Source organism: Micromonospora sp. DT231, from assembly GCF_049847025.1.
GTDB lineage: Bacteria > Actinomycetota > Actinomycetes > Mycobacteriales > Micromonosporaceae > Micromonospora.
This window is the reverse complement of sequence record NZ_JBNCNO010000006.1, coordinates 172,815-193,069: the sequence shown is the minus strand read 5'-3', so window position 1 is coordinate 193,069 and position 20,255 is coordinate 172,815. Positions and strand designations below refer to the sequence as shown.

Sequence of the window (20,255 nt, the reverse complement as noted above, 5' to 3'; positions counted from 1 at the left end):
CGACGCGGGGTGGAGCAGCTCGGTAGCTCGCTGGGCTCATAACCCAGAGGTCGCAGGTTCAAATCCTGTCCCCGCTACGAGATACATCGAAAGCCCGTTTCCGGTTCGCCGGAGGCGGGCTTTCGACTTTCCCGACGTCCGCCGCTGCTCGGAAAGTCGAGCGAACGTCCGCTCGCTGGCGTCAGCGGTGACCCCGCTGATCATCGCCGAACGGCATGGGTTAGGGTTAACCAGTCGACGCGGGGTGGAGCAGCTCGGTAGCTCGCTGGGCTCATAACCCAGAGGTCGCAGGTTCAAATCCTGTCCCCGCTACCACACCGGTAAGGGCCCGGTTCCAGAAACTTCTGGAACCGGGCCCTTGCTCGTATTCGGGTAGGCCCGCCGCTCAGCAGAGCTACGTGCTGTTGCGGATGGCAGCCGGCGGCCTCGGCTCCGCCATGATCGCCTGGTTCGGCGCGGACCGACGTGCCGAGTTTGCGTCAGTCGGCGAGGATGGGCACATGTCTTCATTCGGTAAGTGGTGGGGCCGGCTCAGCGCGGTCCTCGGTGGGGCCGTACTGGCGGTCTTCGTGCCCGTCGCGGCCTGGGCGTCCACGGGCACCGGCGAGGTGGTGGTGGAGGCCGCCCGCCGGCGGTCCCGCGGCGGCGGCGGCTTCGGCATCCTCAGCCTGCTCTGCTGCCTGGTGGTGGTCGGCGTCATCGTGTTCCTGGTGCTGCGTCTGACCCGTAATCGTCGCAACGGTCCGCCGCGCTGACCCAGCGGCCCGTCCCCATCGGTCGGTCGACGGCGGTCCGTCGGCCGGCCGATGGTCGTTACGCCACGAGTGCGGCGTTGGCCTGCGCGATGAAACGTGAGGCGGCCTCCCGGGTGCCGGCCCGCTTGGCGCGGATGCTCTCCGCGGTGGCGACCAACAGGGTCCGCACCGTGGCGTGCCCCTTCGGGGGTGGCGCCGGGGCCGGCCCGAGTTGGTCGGTGATGGCCGCACCGAACGCGGCGGCCCGTTGCTGGGCCGGGTCGGTGATGCTGCCCTCGGCATAGCGGCGGACGGCGAGACTGACGTTCAGGCCACGTTCGTGGCCGAGGACGGTGCCGGCCTCGCCGTTCGTGGTCAGGAAATTGATCACGTCGGCGACGGTGTCCGGATGGCGGGTGCCCCGGAACGCGGCCCAGTACATCGACGCGCGCGCCCACTGCGCGCCGGTCGGCCCCGGCAGGCCGACCATGCCCAGCTCGGCCTCGGTGAGACGCTGCAACTCCGGGAGTTGGTGAGACCACGCGAACGACGCGGCGGTCAAACCGGTCACCACCAGTTGCCGGGACGGCTCGCGGCTGTCGGCCTGCTCGACAAGCGCCGCACCCGGGGTGGCCCGCCCCCTGCGGGCCCGCTGCCACAGCTCGAACCAGGCGATCAACTGCTCCACGCCGAAACCGAGCTGCTTGCCCCGGTACAGCTCGCCGCCCTGCGACCGCAGCCAGAGCCAGAACGCCCGGTAGTCGCCGGACCCGTCCATGGTGCCGGCCACCCTGCCCTCGCTGGCCTCGGTGACCTGTTCCGCCCAGAAGATGTACTCGGCCCAGCTCATTCCGGCGCGCGGCTCCGGCACCCGGAGCTCCCGCAGCAGGTCCCGGTTGAAGACCACACCCACGTGGGTCTGCCCGGCGGCCACCGCCATCGTCCGCCCCTCCACCGTGCCGTAGCGGATCAGGCCCTCCGGCAGGCCCCGCAGGTCGAGGTGATGGTCGCGGACCTGGTTGGTGAGGTCGAGGATGATCTGGCGCTGCGCGTACTCGGTGAGCATTGTGTCGTCGATCTGGATCAGGTCCGGCACGTTCCCGCCGGCCGCCTGGGTGGCCAGTCGCTCGTAGTAGCCGTCGGCGCCCTGCCAGGTGACCCGGAAGGTGACCCGCGGGTTGCGATCCGAGTAGAGCCGCAGCACCTTCTCGGTGAGCTCGGCACGCTTGGTGCCACCCCACCAGAAGACCGACAGCTCGACGGGCCCGTCCTGGCTCGACGTGGCGGCGCCGTCGCTGCATCCGGCCAGCGCGCCGGACGTGAGCAGGGGCGCACCGAGCAACGCGGTGAGCAGTCGGCGCCGGCCCGGGTCGGCGCCGAGGCGGTCGATCGGCTGTGGAACAACGGGCACGGGGGTCTCCTGGACCTGCGAGGGCGGCGGTCGGACCATTCACGCAGGGAGCGCACGAAGGTGTCAACGTCCGTCCGGTCACCCCCCGGCGCGGGTGGTCGAATCAGTCCCCCCGATGTCGCGTGGTGTACTAGGGCGCGTGGAACTTCTGCACTCGGGCAAGGTTCGGGACCTGTACGCCGACGGCGACGACCTGATCCTGGTCGCCTCGGACCGCATCTCGATCTACGACGTGGCGCTGCCGACGCCGATCCCGGACAAAGGTCGCCTGCTCACCGCACTCTCGCTGTGGTGGTTCGAGCAGCTCGCCGACCTGGTGCCGAACCACGTCATCTCGGCCACCGACGTGCCCGCCGAGTTCGCCGGGCGCGCGATCCGCTGCCAGCGGCTGGACATGCTCCCGGTCGAGTGCGTCGCTCGCGGCTACCTCACCGGTGGCGGCCTGCGGGAGTACGAGCAGACCGGGGCCGTCTCCGGCATACCGCTGCCCCGAGGGCTGGGCGAGGCGTCGATCCTGCCCGAGCCGATCTTCACGCCGTCCAGCAAGGCGCCGATGGGCGAACACGACGAACCCATCACGTACGACGACGTGGTGGACAAGGTGGGCGAGGCCACCGCCGAGCGACTGCGGCAGATCACCATCGACGTCTACCGGCGTGGCGCGGAGCTGGCCGCCGACCGGGGCATCCTGATCGCCGACACCAAGATCGAGTTGGGCTGGGCGCCGGACGGCACCCTGGTCCTCGCCGACGAGCTGCTCACCTCCGACTCGTCGCGGTTCTGGCCGGCCGAGTCGTACCAGCCCGGCCGCGTGCAGTTCTCCTACGACAAGCAGTACGTGCGGGACTGGGCCACCGGCGGCGGCTGGGACAAGCAGCCCCCGGCGCCGGACGTGCCGGACGAGGTGGTCGAGGCGACCCGCGCCCGTTACGTCGAGGTCTACGAGAAGCTGACCGGCAACCGCTGGGAGTGAGCGGGTTGCCGCACGTTGATAGCCTGCGGCCTATGGCGCCCCGACGGACCGTGCCGCCGCCCCCCGAGAGCTACGTGACCAGGATGGCCGGCCGGCCGCGCTGGCAACGGGTTCTGGTGCCGATCCTCATGGTCCTGGGTCTCCTGGTGCTGCCCGTCGGCCTCGGCCGCAACATGATCGGCGCCGAGCGGGTGAGCATCCGGGTCGAGTCCTGTGACTTCGGCGGTCCGAAGGCCACCCAGCGGTGCCGCGGCACCTGGAAGATGGCCGACGGGCGCGTGGTCACCGGCCCGGTGGGCGGCGGCTCACCGCGTGCCGGCGAGCGGGTCGACGGCTGGGCCAACGGGACGCGGGCCACCGTCAGCCTGATGGCCTGGCTCATCGCCCCACTGCTGGTGGGCTCGGCCCTGTTGGCGACGATGGTGGCGCTCGCCGTCGTCTTCCTGCGGGCGGGGATACAGCGGCTGCGACGCGCCCGCTGACCCGTTCAGTCCACCCAGTCGAGGGTGCGCTGCACGGCCTTGCGCCACTGGCCCAGCTCCTGCTCGCGCAGCTCCGGGGCCATCGCGGGCTCCCACTGCGCGTCGGAGCGCCACTGCGCCCGCAGGGTGGCCAGATCCGGCCAGAAGCCGACCGCCAGACCGGCGGCGTACGCGGCGCCCAGGCAGGTGGTCTCGGTGATCCGGGACCTGATCACCGGCACGTCGAGCACGTCCGCGAGGAACTGCATCAGCAGGCCGTTGGCCGTCATCCCGCCGTCCACCCGGAGTCGGCGCAGCGCCACGTCGGAGTCGGCGTCCATCGCGTCGACCACCTCACGGGTCTGCCACGCCGACGCCTCCAGCACCGCCCGCGCCAGGTGCCCCTTGGTGATGTAGCCGGTCAGGCCGGCGATCACGCCCCGCGCGTCGCTGCGCCAGTGCGGGGCGAACAGCCCGGAGAACGCCGGCACCACGTAGCAGCCGCCGTTGTCGTCGACGGTCCGGGCCAGGTCCTCCACCTCGGCCGCCGTGGAGATCAACCCGAGGTTGTCCCGCAACCACTGCACCAGCGAGCCGGTGACCGCGATCGCGCCCTCCAGGGCGTACGCCGGGGGTTGGTCCTTGATCCGGTAGGCGACCGTGGTGAGCAGGCCGTGTGTCGACGGGACCGGGCTGGCGCCGGTGTTGAGCAGCAGGAAGCTGCCGGTGCCGTAGGTGCACTTCGCCTCGCCCGGCTGGAAGCAGGTCTGCCCGAACAGGGCGGCCTGCTGGTCGCCGAGCGCGCTGGCCACCGGCACCCCGGCGAGCACGCCGGTGGCGGTGCCGTACACCTCGGCGGAGCAGCGGATCTCCGGCAGCATCGCCGCCGGCACACCCATCGCGTCGAGCAACTCCGGCGCCCAGTCCAGGGTGGTGAGGTCCATCAGCATGGTCCGGCTGGCGTTCGTCACGTCGGTGACGTGCTCACCGGTCAACTTCCAGATCAGCCAGCTGTCCATGGTGCCGAAGAGCACCTCGCCGCGCTCCGCGCCCTCGCGCAGGCCGTCGACCTCGTCGAGCAGCCAGCGCAGCTTCGGCCCGGCGAAGTAGGTGGCCAACGGCAGGCCCGTGCGGGCCCGGAACCGCTCCTCGCCGTACGCCGAGGCCAGCTCGCGCAGCAGCGGCCCGGTCCGGGTGTCCTGCCAGACGATGGCGTTCGCCACCGGGCGGCCGGTGGCCCGGTCCCAGACGACCGTGGTCTCCCGCTGGTTGGTGATGCCGACGGCGGCCAACCCGGTCGCGTCGGTGTCGGCGGCCCGCAGTGCCTCGGCGACGACCTGCTCGACGTTGGCCCAGATCTCCTCGGCGTCGTGTTCCACCCAGCCGGGGCGGGGGAAGATCTGCCGGTGCTCGCGCTGGGCGACGGCGACGATGTCCCCGGCCCGGTCGAAGACGATGCACCGCGAGGAGGTGGTGCCCTGGTCGATGGCGGCGACGTACTGGGGGGTCACCGCAGCACCGTACCCAACACGGCGGTGTGGTGCGACAGGCGTCACGTCCGGTTACGGCCCGCCGCCGTCCGCCGCCCGCCACGTCGCCTACGATGTGCGAACGTGCGCGACATCGCAGTTTTCAGTGGAACCGCCCATCCCGACCTGGCCGCCGAGATCTGTGCCCACCTCGGTGTGCCGCTGCATCCGGTGCGGGTGTCCCGATTCGCGAACGACTGTCTGGAAGTGCAGTTGCAGGCCAACTGCCGGGAGCGGGACGTCTTCCTGATCCAGCCGCTGGTGCCGCCCGTGCAGGAAAACCTGGTCGAGCTGCTGTTGATGATCGACGCCGCCCGGGGTGCGTCGGCCGGCCGGATCACCGTGGTGTTGCCGCACTACGCGTACGCCCGTTCCGACAAGAAGGACGCGCCCCGGATCTCGATCGGCGCCCGGCTCGTCGCCGACCTGCTCACGTCGGCCGGTGCGGATCGGGTGCTCGCGATGACGCTGCACTCGCCGCAGGTGCACGGCTTCTTCAGCGTTCCCGTCGATCACCTGCACGCGTTGCGGGAGTTGGCCAACCACTTCCGGCGCTACGACCTGAGCAACACCGTGGTGGTCTCGCCCGACCTGGGCAACGCCAAGGAGGCGGCGGCCTTCGCCCGACTGCTCGGCACGCCTGTCGCGGCCGGGGCGAAGCAGCGGTTCAGCGACGACCTGGTCACGATCAGCGCGGTGATCGGCGAGGTGGCCGATCGGGACGTCATCGTGTTGGACGACGAGATCGCCAAGGGCAGCACGGTGATCGAGCTGATGGAGCACCTACGCGGCCTGAAGGTCCGCTCGATCCGGCTCGCCTGCACGCACGGGCTCTTCTCCGGTGACGCGTTGCGGCGGCTCGGCGACCAGGACGGCGTCCTGGAGATCGTCTGCACCAACACGGTGCCCATCCCGGCCGTGAAGCGGGTCCCCGTGTTGGAGGTGCTGTCGGTGGCCCCGGCCCTGGCCGAGGCGATGCGCCGGATCCACAACGGAGAATCCGTCTCCGCGCTGTTCGCCTGACCCGGCCCCGCCCCCCACCCCCGACCCGCGCGATCTTGCACTTTGTGTCGCCGAGTTGAGTGCCTTCGGGTGATTTGTCGGGGCAGAAAGTGCAAGATCGCGCGGGGGTGAGGCGGGGTGGGGCTGGGGCTAGCGCGGGGTGTGGTTGTGCTGGGTGAGGCTTGTGGTGACGCGGACGGTGGTGCCGGCGGTGCTGGTGACGACCTCCATGGCGTCGGTCAGCTCGCGGGCCAGCCACAGGCCCCAGCCGCCGGCGGTGTCCGTGGTCGGCCGGCTGCGATCGCCCAGCCGCTGCGGGCTGATCCCGTGCCCGTGATCGGCGACCTCGCAGACCAGCAGCTCCGACTCGTGCCAGAGCCGGAGCCATCCCCGCCCGCCGCCGTGCCGCACCGCGTTGGTGATCAACTCGTTGATCGCGAGCACGAAATCGTCAAGCCGTTGGCCGACGAGCCCGAAGGCGTGCGCGCAGGAGGTGACCGAGTGTCGAATCTCGGTCACCTGGGCCTGGTCGAAGGCGTCGGCGATCAGGAGGGCAGGTTCGATGGGCACAACCGTACGCGGTGCGTGCGGATCTGCATTCGTCATGGGCCCGTCCCGGCGGCGCATCTCGGAGTATTTCGCGGCTTTTCCACCGTACGTCAGGGTTTCCCGAAGCGCACTCGCTGGTCGCCGTGCTACCGGCCGCATATGGCATCGTGACGGCCATGCCGTCGCCGCCGGGTGGATTCGAGGTGCCGCTGTGGCGTGCGCTCGCGGTGTTCAGGCTGGCGTCGCTGGCGTACGTCTGCGTGCTCGCGGTGCGCGACGCCGACCGGTACGCCCACCCGTACGCCGTCGGGGCCCTGGTCCTCGTGATGATGACCTGGACCGGGGTGACCGCCTTCGCGTACGCCCGACCGGCCTGGCGGCGCTGGCCGCTGCTGCTGGCCGATCTCGGAGTGGTGCTGGCCGTCGTGCTCGCCACCCCGTGGGTGGTCGGGCGGACGGCGCTCACCCACGGCGTACCCACGATGGGGGTGGCCTGGATGGCCGGCCCGGTGCTGGCCTGGGCCGTCTCCGGCGGCCGGCGGCGGGGCACGGTCGCCGCGCTGCTGGTTGCCGGCGCGGACCTGGCCACCCGGGAGCGGATCGGCCAGTCCTCGTTCACCGGGGTCATCCTCATGCTGCTCGCCGGGGTGGTGGTCGGGCACGTGGCCCGACTCGCGGCGGGCGCCGAGGCACGACTGCAACGCGCGGTGGAGCTGGAGGCCGCCACCCGCGAGCGGGAACGACTGGCCCGGGGGATCCACGACTCGGTGCTCCAGGTGCTGGCGCTTGTCCAACGGCGGGGCGCTGACCTGCCCGGCGAAGCCGGCGAGCTGGCCCGGCTGGCCGGCGAGCAGGAGGCCGCGTTGCGGGCGCTGATCGCCGGCACCGGTCCGGCCGCCGCCGTGCCCCTGGACGGGCCCGACGCCGCCGTGGACCTGCGGACCCTGCTCGGCCGGTACGCCTCATCGGCGGTGGCGCTCTCCGCCCCGGCCACCCCGGTGCCGCTGCCCCGCCTGGTGGCCGGAGAGTTGGCCGCCGCGACCGGCGCGGCCCTGGACAACGTGGGGCGGCACGCCGGCGGACGGGCCTGGGTGCTGATCGAGGACGAGGGGGAGACGGTGACGGTGTCGATCCGCGACGAAGGGCCGGGCATCCCGGACGGCCGGCTGGCCGAGGCCGCCGCTCAGGGCCGGCTCGGCGTGACCCAGTCGATCCGGGGCCGGGTGGTCGAGCTGGGCGGGACGGTGCGGATCGCGTCCGCACCCGACGCCGGCACCGAGATCGAGCTGACCGTGCCGAGGGCACGGCGGTGAACCCCACCCGGGTGATGGTGGTCGACGACCATCCGATGTGGCGGGAGGGCGTGGCCCGCGACCTGACCGAGGCCGGGTTCCTCGTGGTGGCGACGAGCGGTGAGGGCCTCCAGGCCATCCGGGTGGCCGCCGCCGCCCGGCCCGACGTCGTCGTTCTCGACCTGCAACTGCCGGACATCTCCGGCGTCGAGGTGATCCAGGGTCTGCGCGCGGCACTGCCCGACGTGCGGGTGCTGATGCTCAGCGCCAGTGGCGAACAGCAGAGCGTGCTGGACGCGGTCAAGGCGGGGGCCACCGGTTACCTGGTGAAGTCGACAGCGCCCGCGGAGTTCCTCGACGCGGTCCGCCGGACCGCGGCCGGCAACGCGGTCTTCACCCCCGGCCTCGCCGGGCTCGTCCTCGGCGAGTACCGCCGGCTGGCCGCCGGGCCGGGGCAGGGCCCCGACCCGGCCGGCGGAGCGGAACCGGCGACGCCCCGGCTCACCGACCGGGAGACCGAGGTGCTGCGGCTGGTGGCGAAGGGGATGTCGTACAAGCAGATCGCCCAGCGACTCGGGCTGTCGCACCGCACGGTGCAGAACCACGTGCAGAACACCCTGGGCAAGCTGCAACTGCACAACCGCGTGGAGCTGACCCGGTACGCCATCGAACGTGGCCTGGACGACTGACCGGGTCAGAGACGACTGACCGGGGTCAGACCGAGCGCGGCGGCTCCGTCTCGTGGATGGCCAGCTCCTCGGCGGTCGCCCCGCCACCGGCGGAACCGGCGTCGTACGCCACCGAGTCGGTCTCCTGGTCGGTGTGCGACCCCTCGTCCGGCTCGACCAGCCGACCCACTGTGGCGTCGGCGACCGTGCCGAGCTGACCGTGGTCGTAGAGGGAGACCGGCGAGTTCGGATCCGAGGTGGGCCCCGGGTCCATCACGTCGGCGTCGAGCTGTGCCTCCGCGGCGGCTTCCAGGTTGTCCGCCTCGAAGGCGATCTTCGGGTCGATCGTCCCGGCCAGCGGGTCGTCCGCCGGGCGCTCGTAGACCTCGCGGTCGAGCTTGTAGTCCAACGACTCACCGTCGAGCTGCTCCTCGGCGGTCGTCCCGAAGCGGTCCACCGCCACCGGCGTCCGGTCGCCGGGGAGTTGGGCCGGATCCGGGCCGTCCGCCTCGCGCCCGGTGAGGACGTCGTCGTTGGCGGTCGAGTCGTCATCGGCGGTGTCGGGCAGACCTTGCGCCTCGGTGTCGGACACGGGGGTCGGGTACTCGTTGTCGCGCATGTCTGATCACTACCCGCTGCCCTCCCGCCATAACCGGAGCACCGCAGGCTGTGCCATTGGCGAAACCGGCACCGGGGGCGAAACGTCGCGTCAGCTGAGGTGCGCGGCCTCGTCCTCCGGGTGCAGCACGCACCACACGACCTTGCCGTCCGGCAGGGCGCTGCTGCCCCAGCGTCGGGCCACCGTGTCGATCAGCAGCAGGCCCCGGCCGCCGACCCGGTTCGGCGGGGACAGCCCGGCGAACGTCGGCCGACGCGCGGAGTAGTCGCGCACCGCCAGGTGCAGGGTGTCGCCCTGGGGCGCCAGCCGTACGGTCATCGGGGTGCGTGCGTGCGCCACCACGTTGTTCACCATTTCGGTGATCGCGATGGTGGCCGGGTCGACAAGCATCGACATGCCCCAACGTCGGCAGCCGGTGGTGACCAGGTCACGGGCCTGCCGGGCGGCTCCCACCGCCGGGGTCAGGTCGGCGCTGAGCACCGCCGCCAGCGGCGCCACCGCGACCGAGGCCAACGCGCCGTCCACCGTCGGCCAGGCCGGCACGCCGGCCACCATGCTCGGCCGGCTCGGCGCTCCCGCCTCCACCTGCCCGGGCCGGTCGACCGCCGGGTCGCACAGCAGCAGATCCACGGCGGGCCAGTCGGCGACCTCACGGCGCACCTCGGCGAAGACGGCCCGTCCGGCCGGGTCCGCGACCCGCAGGCCGCTCACGTCGGCCACCACCGGGCCCGGCCGGTCCCAGAGGTAGGCCAGCAGGACGCCGCGTACCGTTTCGGCTCCGGCGGCGTCAAGCGTTCCGGTCAGCCGGACCACCGCCGACGAATCGTCGATCTCCACCAGACAGCTCGACATGATCGCACCATTGTGCGCGTCGGTGACGGTTCGCGCATTCGGGCGGTCGATGCCGGTCATCAGGGCGCCAACCGTGATCGGCGGTTGATCGCCGCCATCGTCCCGACGGCGGTGCCGGCGGCGGCGAGACCGAACGCGGCGGTCATCCGCACCAACTGACGCCGTCGACCGTGCCAGCCGCCGTCGCGGTGGGCCTGCCCGTCGGCGTCGAAGACGTTGCCGCTGCTGTCCACCCGCGCGCCCGGACCGAACTGTGCGCGGTGGGCGTACCAGCCGAGAGCGCGCTCCACGAGCGCGGGCGCCAGCCGCCACTGCAGGCCGAGCAGGCGGGCCGCGCCGCCGGCGTACGCCTCGCGGCGGGGTCGGCGCAGCACCCGGACGATGGTCTCGGCGACCACCTCCGGCGGGTATATCGGAGGCGGCGGCATCAGTTCCCGTCCGCTGTGGTTCGCCGCGTGCTGGAAGAACGGGGTGTCGATGGTGGCCGGCAGCACCGTGCAGACGGAGATCTGGCCGCGACCGGTGACCCGCAGCTCCTGTCGGACCGTGTCGGCCAGCCCGCGGATGCCGTGCTTCGTGGCGTTGTACGCCGACTGGTACGGCATGGCCACCTCGGCCAGCGCCGAGGCGTTGTTGACGAGCACGCCACCGCCGGCCGCGCCGAGGTACGGGAGGGCGGCCTTGATGCCGTGCACCGTGCCGAGCAGGTTGACCTCCAGCACCCGGCGGAACTCGGCGACCGGGATCTCGTCGAACAGACCCACCGCGCCGACGCCGGCGTTGTTCACCCAGGCGTCGATCCGGCCGAACTCGGCCGCCGCCCGATCGGCCAGCCGCTGCACCGACTCCAGATCGGTCACGTCGGTCGGTACGACAAGCGCCCGGCCGCCCAACTCCAGGCAGCGCAGCGCGACCTGGCGGAGGGCCGCCTCGCTGCGGGCGGCCAGCACAACTGCCGCACCCCGGCGGGCCAACGCGTACGCGGTCGCCGTGCCGATCCCGCTGGACGCGCCGGTGATCACCACGGTCGAATCGTCGAGGCTGCGGGTCAGCGGCATTCCTCAGCGGTACCCCCAGCCAGGCCTGGTCATGCCACCTGTTGATTGTCGATCTTCGGGGAGTGCCGTGTGGTGTGGTCAATGTGGTTGCCGTGGCGCAAGCGTCGGTGGCACTCGCGGGCACTGTTCCCGATCTGCCAGGTTTCGACTCCCGCCCCCGAGGTTAATGGGACGCTCTGAACGGGAGGACCACTGCCGAGGAAAGATCGCAGGGAGGTGACCCATGCGCGTCGGCCTCGTCTGCGCGCACGCCAGCTCATACCGCCACGCCGACGGCCCACCGGTCGGCACCCGGCAACACATCGCACGGGTCGCCGCCGAACTGGCCGAGCGAGGCCACGACGTACGGCTGTACGAGCGCCGGGACGATCCCGGCCTGCCGGCGACCGTCGACGTCGACGGCTACCAGGTGCTCCAGGTGCCAGCCGGCCCACCCACCCCACTACCCACCGCGAAACTCATCCCGTACGTCACGGAGTTCGGCCGCTGGTTGGCCGACTCGTGGTCCGGCGCCTGGCGGCCCGAGGTGGTGCACGGGCACTACTGGGTCGGTGGCCTGGCCGCCGCGCACGCCGTCCGGGAGACCGACACCCCGGTGGTGCAGACGTTCCACTCGCTCGGCGTCGAGCAGGCACGCCACCTGGGCGGCCACTACGGCGGGCCGGGGGAGCGGATCACTCTCGAACGCGCGCTGACCCGGGCGGTCGACATCGCCGTCGCCCAGTCGAACGACGAGGTCGACGAGCTGACCCGGATGGGTCTGCAACGCAGCTCGGTCGCGCTGGTGCCGGCCGGGGTGGACATCGAGCAGTTCCAGCCCGACGGCGAGGCGGCCCCCCGCGAACAGCGAGCCCGCATCCTCTCGGTCGGCTCACTGTCCCCCGGGCACGGCCAGGAGGACCTGATCCGGGCGATGCGACTGGTCGGCGACGCCGAGCTGGTCATCGCCGGTGGGCCGCCGGCCGACCAACTGGCCAACCATGCCGAGGCGCGGCGGCTGCGTGAGCTGGCCGAGCAGGTCGGCGTCGTCGACCAGGTACGGCTCGTCGGAGCGGTGCCGCACGACCAGATGGCCACCTGGTACCGCTCGGCGGACGTGGTCGCCTGCACGCCGCACTACTCCTCCGCCGGGCGGGTCTCGCTGGAGGCGATGGCCTGCGGCGTACCGGTGATCGGTTATGCGATGGGCGGTCTGGCGGACGCCGTCGTCGACGAGGTCACCGGCCGCCTGGTGCCCCCCGGCGACGTGCGGGCGCTCGGCGTCTCGCTGCGCCGGCTGCTCGCCGACAATGCCGGCCGCTTCGCCTACGGGCACGCCGCCGTGGACCGGGTCCGCAGCAGCTACACCTGGGAACGCACCGCGGGCGCGTTGGAGCGGCTCTACGAGCGGGTGGTGAGTCGCCGCAAGCCGGTCGAGGCCTGAGCGGGCCGGTCGGGCGGCCCGGTGTCTCAGCCGGACCGCCCGACGACGACCATGGCCTGGTCGCGACGGTGTGCCACCGCGCGTTGCTGCTGCGGCTCGGCGTACCGGGTCAGCCCGATCACCGCGGCCAGGGTGACCAGGAAACCGGCCGCGGCCAACCACTCCCGGCCCGGCCAGATCTTGTCGTTGAGCAGCAGCAGGCCGACGACCGCGGCCGGCACCGCGCCGGCGGCGTCCATCGCGGCGACCGCCGCGGTCGTCGAACCGCGCTGCATGGCCAATCCCAGCAGCAGTTGACCGACGATCGAGTGGGCGATCAGCAGGTAGAACAGCGGGTGGGAGAGGAACGCCTCGGCGGACGGCGCGGACGCCAGGGGACGGGCGGCGACCGCCGCCGAGCTGAACGCCAACCCGGCCAGCGAGCCGAGAGCCACCGAGCCGGGCGCCCCGCGCAGCCGGACGGCGAAGACACCGAGCACCGCGATCACACCGAGCGCCACCAGCAGGGCGATCGACCCAGCGGTGCCGAGTTGCTTCGACGGCGCCGGCCGGGCGGACAACACAAGCGCGGTGATCCCGCCGAAGAGCAGGGCCAGCAGCACCACCTCCGCCACCGGCAGCCGCCACTTCAGCACCAGCACCCCGAGGATGGCGGTCACCCCGAGCCCGGCCGCGACGCTCGCCTGCACCAGGAACAGCGGCAGGTCCCGGCGGGCCAGGAAGGCGAGCACGAATCCGCCGATCTGGCAGCCCAGGCCGACCAGGTACGTCCGGTGCCCGGCGAGACGCAGCAGCAGGCCCGGGTCGAAGGTGTGGTGGACAGTGGTGCGGGCCGCGGCCACCGACTGGAGGAGGTTGGCGAAGCCGTACGCGACGATCATCGCCGCGAGAAAACACCAACCGGAGGAGACCACCTGGCGAGGATAGAGGTTGACGGGGGTCAGCGCTCGGCTGGTCGATCGAGCCGGCCGAGGATGTCGGCGTGGAGCACACCGTTGGTGGCCACCACGCTGCTGTCGGTGCCCGGCGCGCCGGCCGGAGCCTGCCGACCCGACAGATCCGTGACCGTGCCACCCGCCTCGGTGATGATCGGCACCAGCGCCGCCACGTCCCACAGTGACAACTCCGGTTCGACCATCACCTCCAGTGCGCCCTCGGCCAGCAGCATGTAGCCGTAGAAGTCGCCGTACGCCCGACTGCGCCACGTGGCCCGCATCAGGTCCAGCATCGCGTCGAGCCGCCCGGCGCGCTCCCACCCGTCGAGCGACGAGTAGCAGAAGCTGGCATCCGCGATGTCGCGTACCGCGGACACCCCGATCCGCTCGCCGTCGGCGGAGCCGGGCCCGGCGTACGCGCCCGCGCCCGCGCTCGCCCACCAGCGCCGGCCCAACGCCGGTGCGGACACCACGCCGACCGCCGGCCGGTCACCGTCGTAGAGCGCGATCAGGGTGGCCCAGACCGGCACGCCCCGGACGAAGTTCTTGGTGCCGTCGATCGGGTCGATGATCCAACGACGGCCGTGCGGGGCGGTGGCCGGTTGCGCGCCGTACTCCTCGCCGAGCAGCCCGTCGGTCGGCCGGTGCTCGGCCAACAGGGCGCGGATCTCCCGCTCCACGGCGGTGTCCGCGTCGGAGACCGGGGTCAGGTCGGGCTTCGACTCCACCCGTAGGTCGAGCGCGCGAAACCGGGCCGTGGAGACGGCGTCGGCCCGGTCGGCGAGCAGATGGGCGAGGGCGAGGTCGTCGGCGTACCCGGTCATGCCGGCAACCTAGCCGACGCCGATCGGCTCACTCGTCGGGCCCGCGCCGGTCACCCTCGCCGGGTCCGCGCTGGTCGCTCTCACCGCGCGAGTCACCCTCGCCGGCACGGGAGGCGAGCAACCGGCGGTACGAGGCCAGCCGGCGCGGGTCGGCCTTGCCGGCGCCCACCCAGGCGTCCAGCCCGCAGGCGGCCTCGTCGGCCGTGTGCTGGCAGTTGGGCGGGCAGTCGACGGTGCCCTCGACCAGGTCCGGGAAGCCGTGCAACAGGCTGTCGGCGGAGACGTGTGCCAGCCCGAAACTGCGGATACCGGGAGTGTCGATGATCCAGCCGGGGTCGGTGTCGACGCCGGGCACCGGTGGCAGCCGCAGCGCCACCGCGCTCGTGGAGGTGTGCCGGCCCCGGCCGATCGCGCTGACCACGCCGACCGCGCGCAGCGCGTCCGGGACGAGGCGGTTGACGAGCGTCGACTTGCCCACCCCGGAGTGCCCGACCAGCACCGACACCTTGCCGCTCAGCAACGTGCGCAGCGCGTCGAGGTCGGAGTCGGGACGGTTGAGCACGTACGGCAGCTCCAACTCGGTGTAGTAACCGAGCACCTCCTCCGGCCCGGCCAGGTCGGCCTTGGTGAGGCAGAGCAGCGGTTCGACGTCCGCGTCGTACGCGGCCACCAGGCAGCGGTCGATGAACCCGGTGCGCGGCGGCGGGTCGGCGAGCGCGCTGACGATCACCAACTGGTCGGCGTTGGCCACCACCACCCGTTCCAGCCGACCCTCGGCGGTGGTGTCGTCGTCGTCGGCGGTGCGGCGCAGCACCGAGCGGCGTTCGGCGATCCGGACGATCCGGGCGAGAGCGCCCTCCGCCCCGGACGTGTCGCCGACCAGGCTGACCCGGTCGCCCACCACCACCGACTTGCGGCCCAGCTCGCGGGCCCGCATCGCGGTCACCGTGGGCAGCTCGGCCCCCACGACGCCGCGCTCGGCCCCGGCCAGCACGCACTGGTAGCGCCCCCGGTCGACGGCGATGACGAAGCCGTCCACCGCGTCGTTGTGCTGGGGGCGGGTGCGCGTACGCGGGCGCGACGACTTCCCGGGCCGGACCCGTACGTCGTCCTCGTCGTACTCCCGCCGTTTGGTCGCCAGGACCTGTCCTCTTCTCGCGTCAGCTCTTAGGGAGCGCCCGGACGCTCACTTTCCGGTCACCATCGCTGACCATAGTGCCGGGAACTCGGGCATGGTCTTGGAGGTACACCCCACGTCGTCCATCTCGATGCCGGGGACGGCGAGCCCGGCCACCGCGGCGGCGTGCGCCATGCGGTGGTCGTGGTAGGTGCGGAAGAGCCCGCTGCGCAGTGGACGGGGTCGGATCTCCAGCCCGTCCGGCGCCTCGGTGATGTCCGCTCCGAGAGCGGTGAACTCGCGCGCGAGCGCGGTCAGCCGGTCGGTCTCGTGGCCACGGATGTGCCCGACGCCGGTGAACACCGACGGCGAGTCGGCAAGCATGGCCAGCGCGGTGAGCGCCGGGGTCAGCTCGCTGACGTCGGAGAGGTCGGCGGTCAGGCCGTGCACCACGCCGGTGCCGCGGACGGTCAGCCCGTCCGTGGAGAGGGTGACCTCGCCGCCCATCCGCTGGAGCAGCGAGCGGAGTCGGTCGACCGGCTGCGCGCTGCTGTGCGGCCAACCCCGCAGGGTCACCTCGCCGCCGGTGACCAGGGCGGCGGCGAAGAACGGCACCGCGCCGGAGAGGTCCGGTTCGATCTCCCAGCCGCGCCCGGTGAGCCGCCCGGGCTCGACGGTCCACACGTCGGGGGTGCTGTCGTCGACGGCCGCGCCGGCGGCCCGCAGCATCCGCACCGTCATCCGCAGGTGCGGCGCGGAGGGCACCGGGGGGCCGACGTGCCGCACCACGACGCCCCGGTCGAAGCGCGCGCCGGCCAGCAGCAACCCGGAGACGAGCTGGCTGGAAGCGGAGGCGTCGATCACCACCTCGCCCCCGGTGACCCGGCCGGAGCCGAAAACGGTCAGCGGCAGGCTGCCCGTGCCGGTGACGTCGATCCGGACGCCCAGCGAGCGCAGCGCGTCGACGAGCGGGCCGAGCGGTCGGGTGCGGACGTACGGGTCGCCGTCGAAGGTGACCGGCCCGTCGGCGAGCCCGGCCACCGGCGGCACGAACCGCATCACGGTGCCGGCCAGGCCCACGTCGACGTGGGCGGGGCCGACAAGCGGGTGCGGCCGGACCAGCCAGCGCTCGTCGTCGCTGATCGACACGTACGCGCCCATCGCGCGCAGGCCGGCGGCCATCAACTCGGTGTCGCGGGCCCGCAGCGGCTCGGCAAGCGTCGACGGGCCGGCGGCCAACGCGCTGAGCACCAGGGCGCGCGCGGTCATCGACTTGGATCCGGGCAGGCGCAGCGTCACCGCTACCGGGTTGGACGCGGTCGGCGCGCTCCACGGCTGTGGCGGCCGGGTCGCCGTCAGATTCGCCACGGTTACATTCTGCCGCTTCGGCGGCTCGGCGGGGAAAGCGGTGGTCGTACTCCCGGTTGGCGGGACAGCCGGCGAGGCTGGGACGCGTTAGCGTGTGGTCCATGTGCGGCAGGTACGCGACGACCCGGACCTCCGGTGAGTTGAGCGCGCTGTTCGAGTCGTCCGACGACACCGACGGCCTGCTCCGACCGGATCACAACGTCGCGCCCACCGACCCGGTGCCGCTGGTCCGGGTGAGCCCCGATGGGCACCGCAGCCTCTGTGTCGGTCGCTGGGGTCTGCTGCCGCACTGGTCCCGGTCCCCCGCCGGGGCGGCCCGCATGATCAACGCGCGGGCGGAGACGGTGGCCACCAGTCGGGCGTACGCCGGGTCGTTCTCCCGACGCCGCTGCCTGGTCCCGGCGGACGGCTGGTACGAGTGGGTCCGTCGCCCCGAGGGTGGGCGCCAGGCCTACTACCTGACGCCGAGCGACGGTTCGGTGCTCGCCCTGGCCGGCATCTGGTCGGTCTGGCAGTCCGAGGCCGACACCCGGCTCACCTTCAGCGTGCTGACCACCGCGGCGCTCGGCGAGCTGGCCGAGGTGCACGACCGGATGCCGGTGCTGCTGTCGCCCGAGCACTGGTCGTCCTGGCTGGCGCCGACCGACGAGCCGGAGCGGCTGCTCCTCCCGCCGTCGGCGGAGCGGCTCGCCGGGTTGGAAATCCGGCCGGTCGGTCCGGCGGTGGGCGACGTCCGCAATGACGGGCCGCAATTGACCGCCCGGGTGTCGGTGGAGCCAGCGGTGCGACCGCAGGAGCTGACCCTGTTCTGAGACCGACCGCCGCACATCGTCAAGCGCCGATTTGCCAGGGTTGCGCGCGATTCGTCTCCTGGCCGTTCAGTCATGTTCCCGGCAGACCCTTGTCTCGGTGTTGTGAAGTGCGATAGAACACAGCGCCGGTAGTGGCTGTCGATTCGCACGGGGCGAATGGCGTCCACCGATTTTGCCGGTCCCACGGGGGAGGTGGGTGGATGACACGGGCGCGTATGCCTAGGCCGCACGAGGTGGCTGCGGCGCGGCGAGATCCGCGACTGCTGCGGGCCGTGCGGGAACGACGAGAAGACGACGCGTGGCGCACCAGAGGCACATGCCAGAGCGTCGATCCGGAGACATTTTTTCCGGCACCGAACGAACCGGCGGACGCCGCCGTCTCGCTGTGTCGCAGTTGCGACGTGCAGGGGTCCTGCCTGGCCTGGGCCCTCGACGTCGGTGACTGCCACGGCGTGTGGGGTGCCACGACACCTCGCGAACGCCGGGCGATGCTTGTCGCCTGGCGTGGCGAGGTCGAGCCGGATCCGGACGCCGTCGACGACGCCGGCCCGCCGGTGCGGGATCGGCTGCTCACCCTGGTCCCGTTGAGCTGATCGGCCCACCGGCCCGCACCCGTCGCCGGTCCGGCGGCGCAGAATGGGTCGGTGCTGCCCAGCGACGAGATCAACACACCGCGTGGTCCGGCGCGGATCGACACCGACCTGCCGTCCCGCCCGGCCCGCGCTCTGCTCGTGCTCGGGCACGGCGCGGGCGGCAGCGTCGACGCCCCGGACCTGCTCGCGGTCCGGGACGCGGCGGTCGAGGCCGGCCTGGTGGTGGCGCGGGTGACCCAGCCCTACCGGGTCGCCGGCCGCCGTGCGCCGGCACCCGCGGGTCACCTCGACGAGGCCTGGACGGCGGTGCTCACCGTGCTGCGTGAGCGGCACGCCGACGTGCCGACGGTGCTGGTCGGTGGCCGTTCCAGTGGCGCCCGGGTGGCCTGCCGTACGGCCCGTGCGGTGGGCGCGGCAGGCGTGCTCGCGTTGGCCTTTCCGCTGCACCCGCCCGGGCGGCCGGAGCGCTCGCGGGCCGCTGAACTGGACACCGGCCTACCGACGCTTGTCGTCAACGGCGACCGGGACCCGTTCGGGACACCGGAGCCGGGGCCGACCGTGCAGGTGGTGACCCGTCCTGGGGAGACGCACGACCTGCGGCGGGACCCGGCGGGCACCGCCGCCGTCGTCCGGACCTGGTTGCGCGCCCGGGGCTGGGCGTCCGCCTGATCCCGGCTCGCCCGGGCGACCGTTTCCGGTGCCGGGCGCGGGTCGTTGCATCCGATGGTGCCACCGGCTCCGATCCGGACCGGCGACACCAGTCCTCCCAGGCCCTTCCTGGTCCCAGCGCCGGCCGCCGTCGGGGCCGGGACCAGGAACGGGAGGGCGGCCGGAATGTCCCAGTGGTCATCTCGCGTTACAAACCCCGGAAGACTTTTCTGCGAGGGGGGTGACCGGTGCCGACCGAGACACGAAGCCTGGAACGGGACGAGCGGGACGCCCGGCAGCTGAAGCGGCTGCTGGATGGCCCGGAGTGGCCCGCGACGGCGGGACCGGGCGGGGTGGGTGCGGTGAGCACGGGCACACCGGCCGGAAGTGAATCTGCGGGCAGGTCCGTGCGCGTATCCTCGGCGGGAAAGCATCCGACGCGAGGGGATGTGCGGTTGACCACCGAGAAGACGGACGAGCGCAGGGCCCGGTTCGAGCGGGACGCGATGCCATTCGTCGATCAGCTCTACGCTGCTGGGCTGCGGATGACACGCAACCCGGCGGATGCCGAAGACCTGGTCCAGGAGACGTACCTGAAGGCGTACGCGGCCTTCCACCAGTTCGAGCAGGGCACGAACCTGAAGGCCTGGCTCTACCGGATCCTGACCAACACCTACATCAACTCCTACCGCAAGCGGCAGCGCCAGCCGATCCAGGCGCCCACCGAGGAGATCACCGACTGGCAGCTCGCCGAGGCCGAGTCGCACACCTCGAGCGGGTTGCGCTCCGCCGAGACCGAGGCACTGGACCGGCTGCCGGACAGCGACGTCAAGGAGGCCCTCCAGCAGTTGCCGGAGGAGTTCCGTCTCGCCGTCTACCTCACCGATGTCGAGGGCTTCTCCTACAAGGAGGTCGCCGACATCATGGGCACGCCGATCGGCACGGTGATGTCGCGTCTGCACCGGGGCCGTCGTAATCTGCGCAAGTTGCTTGAGCGCTACGCCGGGGAGCGGGGCTTCAGTGCGGCCCGCTCGTCCAAGGGCTCGACCGCCGCCGCCGGCCGGGAGGTGTGACGTGAGCTGTGGGGAGCCGCACGAGACGGATTGCCGCGAGGTGCTCGCGGAGGTCTACCTCTACCTGGACCTGGAGTGCGCCGACGAGCGGCGCTCGCTGATCCGGCACCACCTGGACGAGTGCGGGCCCTGCCTGCGTGAGTACGGGCTGGAGCAGGAGGTGCGGGCGCTGGTGGCTCGGTGCTGTGGCAACGAGACCGCCCCGGACGAGCTGCGCGAGCGACTGCGGGTCAAGCTCACCGAGCTGGTGGTCTTCGAGACGAGTGATTCCCGCGAGCTGGCCGACTGAGCGTCGGCGCGGCACAGCGTCAAGA

The 20,255-nt window shown here is 72.4% G+C and carries 21 protein-coding genes, 2 tRNA genes and 1 pseudogene; 14 read left to right on the top strand and 10 right to left on the bottom strand.

What is annotated here, in order from left to right:
- The first annotated feature begins 3 nt into the window (after positions 1–3).
- From ACPXBU_RS17830 to ACPXBU_RS17820, 3 genes are all read left to right on the top strand, one after another.
- Positions 4–77: transfer RNA gene (locus ACPXBU_RS17830), tRNA-Met, on the top strand.
- A gap of 161 nt (positions 78–238) precedes the next feature.
- A tRNA-Met gene (locus ACPXBU_RS17825) sits at positions 239–315 on the top strand.
- A gap of 185 nt (positions 316–500) precedes the next feature.
- On the top strand, positions 501–755 hold the full coding sequence (locus tag ACPXBU_RS17820; RefSeq protein ID WP_393372016.1) for a hypothetical protein: 255 nt from the start codon (positions 501–503) through the stop codon (positions 753–755).
- Between the two features lie 58 nt (positions 756–813).
- On the opposite strand, the gene ACPXBU_RS17815 is transcribed toward ACPXBU_RS17820, so the two are convergent.
- Positions 814–2,145: an ABC transporter substrate-binding protein gene (locus ACPXBU_RS17815; protein WP_425758874.1), complete on the bottom strand. Its 1,332-nt coding sequence runs from the start codon at positions 2,143–2,145 to the stop codon at positions 814–816.
- Positions 2,146–2,284: 139 nt separating this feature from the next.
- Between ACPXBU_RS17815 and ACPXBU_RS17810 the strand changes: the two genes are divergently transcribed.
- Together ACPXBU_RS17810 and ACPXBU_RS17805 are read left to right on the top strand one after the other, a co-directional pair.
- On the top strand, positions 2,285–3,118 hold the full coding sequence (locus tag ACPXBU_RS17810) for a phosphoribosylaminoimidazolesuccinocarboxamide synthase (RefSeq protein WP_393372010.1): 834 nt from the start codon (positions 2,285–2,287) through the stop codon (positions 3,116–3,118).
- A 32-nt stretch (positions 3,119–3,150) separates the two neighbouring features.
- A complete protein-coding gene (locus ACPXBU_RS17805) occupies positions 3,151–3,600 on the top strand; it encodes a hypothetical protein (RefSeq protein ID WP_393372009.1) in 450 nt (149 codons plus the stop codon).
- 5 nt (positions 3,601–3,605) lie between these two features.
- Here ACPXBU_RS17805 and glpK read toward each other — a convergent pair whose 3' ends face one another.
- Positions 3,606–5,090 (bottom strand): glycerol kinase GlpK, encoded by a 1,485-nt coding sequence (gene glpK / locus ACPXBU_RS17800; RefSeq protein ID WP_425758872.1) that lies wholly within the window; start codon positions 5,088–5,090, stop codon positions 3,606–3,608.
- Between the two features lie 102 nt (positions 5,091–5,192).
- Between glpK and ACPXBU_RS17795 the strand changes: the two genes are divergently transcribed.
- On the top strand, positions 5,193–6,131 hold the full coding sequence (locus tag ACPXBU_RS17795) for a ribose-phosphate diphosphokinase (protein ID WP_425758871.1): 939 nt from the start codon (positions 5,193–5,195) through the stop codon (positions 6,129–6,131).
- Positions 6,132–6,260: 129 nt separating this feature from the next.
- Here the strand turns inward: ACPXBU_RS17795 and ACPXBU_RS17790 are convergent, their stop codons facing one another.
- Positions 6,261–6,716, bottom strand: a complete 456-nt coding sequence (locus tag ACPXBU_RS17790) for an ATP-binding protein (RefSeq protein ID WP_425758870.1) — start codon at positions 6,714–6,716, stop codon at positions 6,261–6,263.
- A 119-nt stretch (positions 6,717–6,835) separates the two neighbouring features.
- Here ACPXBU_RS17790 and macS point away from each other — a divergent pair, with 119 nt between their 5' ends.
- Both macS and ACPXBU_RS17780 read left to right on the top strand, forming a co-directional pair.
- Entirely contained in the window at positions 6,836–7,972 is a 1,137-nt protein-coding gene (gene macS / locus ACPXBU_RS17785) for a MacS family sensor histidine kinase (RefSeq protein ID WP_393371998.1), read from the top strand.
- Positions 7,973–7,986: 14 nt separating this feature from the next.
- Positions 7,987–8,640 (top strand): response regulator, encoded by a 654-nt coding sequence (locus ACPXBU_RS17780; RefSeq protein WP_393372430.1) that lies wholly within the window; start codon positions 7,987–7,989, stop codon positions 8,638–8,640.
- 25 nt (positions 8,641–8,665) lie between these two features.
- Here ACPXBU_RS17780 and ACPXBU_RS17775 read toward each other — a convergent pair whose 3' ends face one another.
- From ACPXBU_RS17775 to ACPXBU_RS17765, 3 genes are all read right to left on the bottom strand, one after another.
- Positions 8,666–9,238, bottom strand: coding sequence for a DUF5709 domain-containing protein (locus ACPXBU_RS17775; protein ID WP_112583682.1), 573 nt, complete (start codon positions 9,236–9,238; stop codon positions 8,666–8,668).
- A gap of 90 nt (positions 9,239–9,328) precedes the next feature.
- Positions 9,329–10,090: an ATP-binding protein gene (locus ACPXBU_RS17770; protein WP_425758868.1), complete on the bottom strand. Its 762-nt coding sequence runs from the start codon at positions 10,088–10,090 to the stop codon at positions 9,329–9,331.
- Between the two features lie 59 nt (positions 10,091–10,149).
- Positions 10,150–11,148 (bottom strand): SDR family oxidoreductase, encoded by a 999-nt coding sequence (locus ACPXBU_RS17765; RefSeq protein ID WP_393371993.1) that lies wholly within the window; start codon positions 11,146–11,148, stop codon positions 10,150–10,152.
- 223 nt (positions 11,149–11,371) lie between these two features.
- On the opposite strand from ACPXBU_RS17765, the gene ACPXBU_RS17760 reads away from it, so the two are divergent.
- Positions 11,372–12,571: a glycosyltransferase gene (locus ACPXBU_RS17760; RefSeq protein ID WP_425758867.1), complete on the top strand. Its 1,200-nt coding sequence runs from the start codon at positions 11,372–11,374 to the stop codon at positions 12,569–12,571.
- Here ACPXBU_RS17760 and ACPXBU_RS17755 read toward each other — a convergent pair.
- The 4 genes and pseudogenes from ACPXBU_RS17755 to aroA form a co-directional block, all read right to left on the bottom strand.
- A pseudogene (locus tag ACPXBU_RS17755) lies at positions 12,529–13,452 on the bottom strand (hypothetical protein). The gene ACPXBU_RS17760 and the pseudogene ACPXBU_RS17755 sit on opposite strands and share 43 nt — an antisense overlap.
- A 59-nt stretch (positions 13,453–13,511) precedes the next feature.
- The gene (gene hisN, locus ACPXBU_RS17750; RefSeq protein ID WP_425758866.1) at positions 13,512–14,330 is read right to left on the bottom strand and encodes a histidinol-phosphatase; all 819 of its coding nucleotides are present in this window, start codon (positions 14,328–14,330) and stop codon (positions 13,512–13,514) included.
- Between the two features lie 28 nt (positions 14,331–14,358).
- Positions 14,359–15,471 (bottom strand): ribosome small subunit-dependent GTPase A, encoded by a 1,113-nt coding sequence (gene rsgA / locus ACPXBU_RS17745; protein ID WP_425759019.1) that lies wholly within the window; start codon positions 15,469–15,471, stop codon positions 14,359–14,361.
- Between the two features lie 45 nt (positions 15,472–15,516).
- Positions 15,517–16,815, bottom strand: coding sequence for a 3-phosphoshikimate 1-carboxyvinyltransferase (gene aroA / locus ACPXBU_RS17740; RefSeq protein ID WP_393371983.1), 1,299 nt, complete (start codon positions 16,813–16,815; stop codon positions 15,517–15,519).
- 101 nt (positions 16,816–16,916) lie between these two features.
- Here aroA and ACPXBU_RS17735 point away from each other — a divergent pair, with 101 nt between their 5' ends.
- The 5 genes from ACPXBU_RS17735 (at position 16,917) to rsrA (ending at position 20,230) form a co-directional block, all read left to right on the top strand.
- Complete coding sequence (locus ACPXBU_RS17735) at positions 16,917–17,627, top strand: SOS response-associated peptidase (protein WP_425758865.1); 711 nt, start codon at positions 16,917–16,919, stop codon at positions 17,625–17,627.
- 200 nt (positions 17,628–17,827) lie between these two features.
- Positions 17,828–18,220 (top strand): WhiB family transcriptional regulator, encoded by a 393-nt coding sequence (locus tag ACPXBU_RS17730; RefSeq protein ID WP_393371977.1) that lies wholly within the window; start codon positions 17,828–17,830, stop codon positions 18,218–18,220.
- A 51-nt stretch (positions 18,221–18,271) separates the two neighbouring features.
- Positions 18,272–18,889 carry an alpha/beta family hydrolase gene (locus ACPXBU_RS17725; protein ID WP_425758864.1) on the top strand — a complete coding sequence of 206 codons (618 nt, stop codon included), beginning with the start codon at positions 18,272–18,274 and terminating at the stop codon, positions 18,887–18,889.
- Between the two features lie 227 nt (positions 18,890–19,116).
- Positions 19,117–19,941: a sigma-70 family RNA polymerase sigma factor gene (locus ACPXBU_RS17720; RefSeq protein ID WP_357348978.1), complete on the top strand. Its 825-nt coding sequence runs from the start codon at positions 19,117–19,119 to the stop codon at positions 19,939–19,941.
- A 1-nt stretch (position 19,942) separates the two neighbouring features.
- Complete coding sequence (gene rsrA, locus ACPXBU_RS17715; protein ID WP_030336658.1) at positions 19,943–20,230, top strand: mycothiol system anti-sigma-R factor; 288 nt, start codon at positions 19,943–19,945, stop codon at positions 20,228–20,230.
- Positions 20,231–20,255 lie beyond the last annotated feature (25 nt).

Excerpts from the sequence above, each read along its gene's own strand:
- ACPXBU_RS17730 (WP_393371977.1), top strand. The coding sequence starts at position 17,828 with ATGACACGGGCGCGTATGCCTAGGCCGCACGAGGTGGCTGCGGCGCGG.
- ACPXBU_RS17770 (WP_425758868.1), bottom strand. The coding sequence starts at position 10,090 with ATGTCGAGCTGTCTGGTGGAGATCGACGATTCGTCGGCGGTGGTCCGG.
- macS (WP_393371998.1), top strand. The coding sequence starts at position 6,836 with ATGCCGTCGCCGCCGGGTGGATTCGAGGTGCCGCTGTGGCGTGCGCTC.
- ACPXBU_RS17765 (WP_393371993.1), bottom strand. The coding sequence starts at position 11,148 with ATGCCGCTGACCCGCAGCCTCGACGATTCGACCGTGGTGATCACCGGC.
- ACPXBU_RS17805 (WP_393372009.1), top strand. The coding sequence starts at position 3,151 with ATGGCGCCCCGACGGACCGTGCCGCCGCCCCCCGAGAGCTACGTGACC.
- ACPXBU_RS17760 (WP_425758867.1), top strand. The coding sequence starts at position 11,372 with ATGCGCGTCGGCCTCGTCTGCGCGCACGCCAGCTCATACCGCCACGCC.
- ACPXBU_RS17820 (WP_393372016.1), top strand. The coding sequence starts at position 501 with ATGTCTTCATTCGGTAAGTGGTGGGGCCGGCTCAGCGCGGTCCTCGGT.
- ACPXBU_RS17790 (WP_425758870.1), bottom strand. The coding sequence starts at position 6,716 with ATGACGAATGCAGATCCGCACGCACCGCGTACGGTTGTGCCCATCGAA.
- hisN (WP_425758866.1), bottom strand. The coding sequence starts at position 14,330 with ATGACCGGGTACGCCGACGACCTCGCCCTCGCCCATCTGCTCGCCGAC.
- ACPXBU_RS17775 (WP_112583682.1), bottom strand. The coding sequence starts at position 9,238 with ATGCGCGACAACGAGTACCCGACCCCCGTGTCCGACACCGAGGCGCAA.
- ACPXBU_RS17735 (WP_425758865.1), top strand. The coding sequence starts at position 16,917 with ATGTGCGGCAGGTACGCGACGACCCGGACCTCCGGTGAGTTGAGCGCG.
- ACPXBU_RS17780 (WP_393372430.1), top strand. The coding sequence starts at position 7,987 with ATGGTGGTCGACGACCATCCGATGTGGCGGGAGGGCGTGGCCCGCGAC.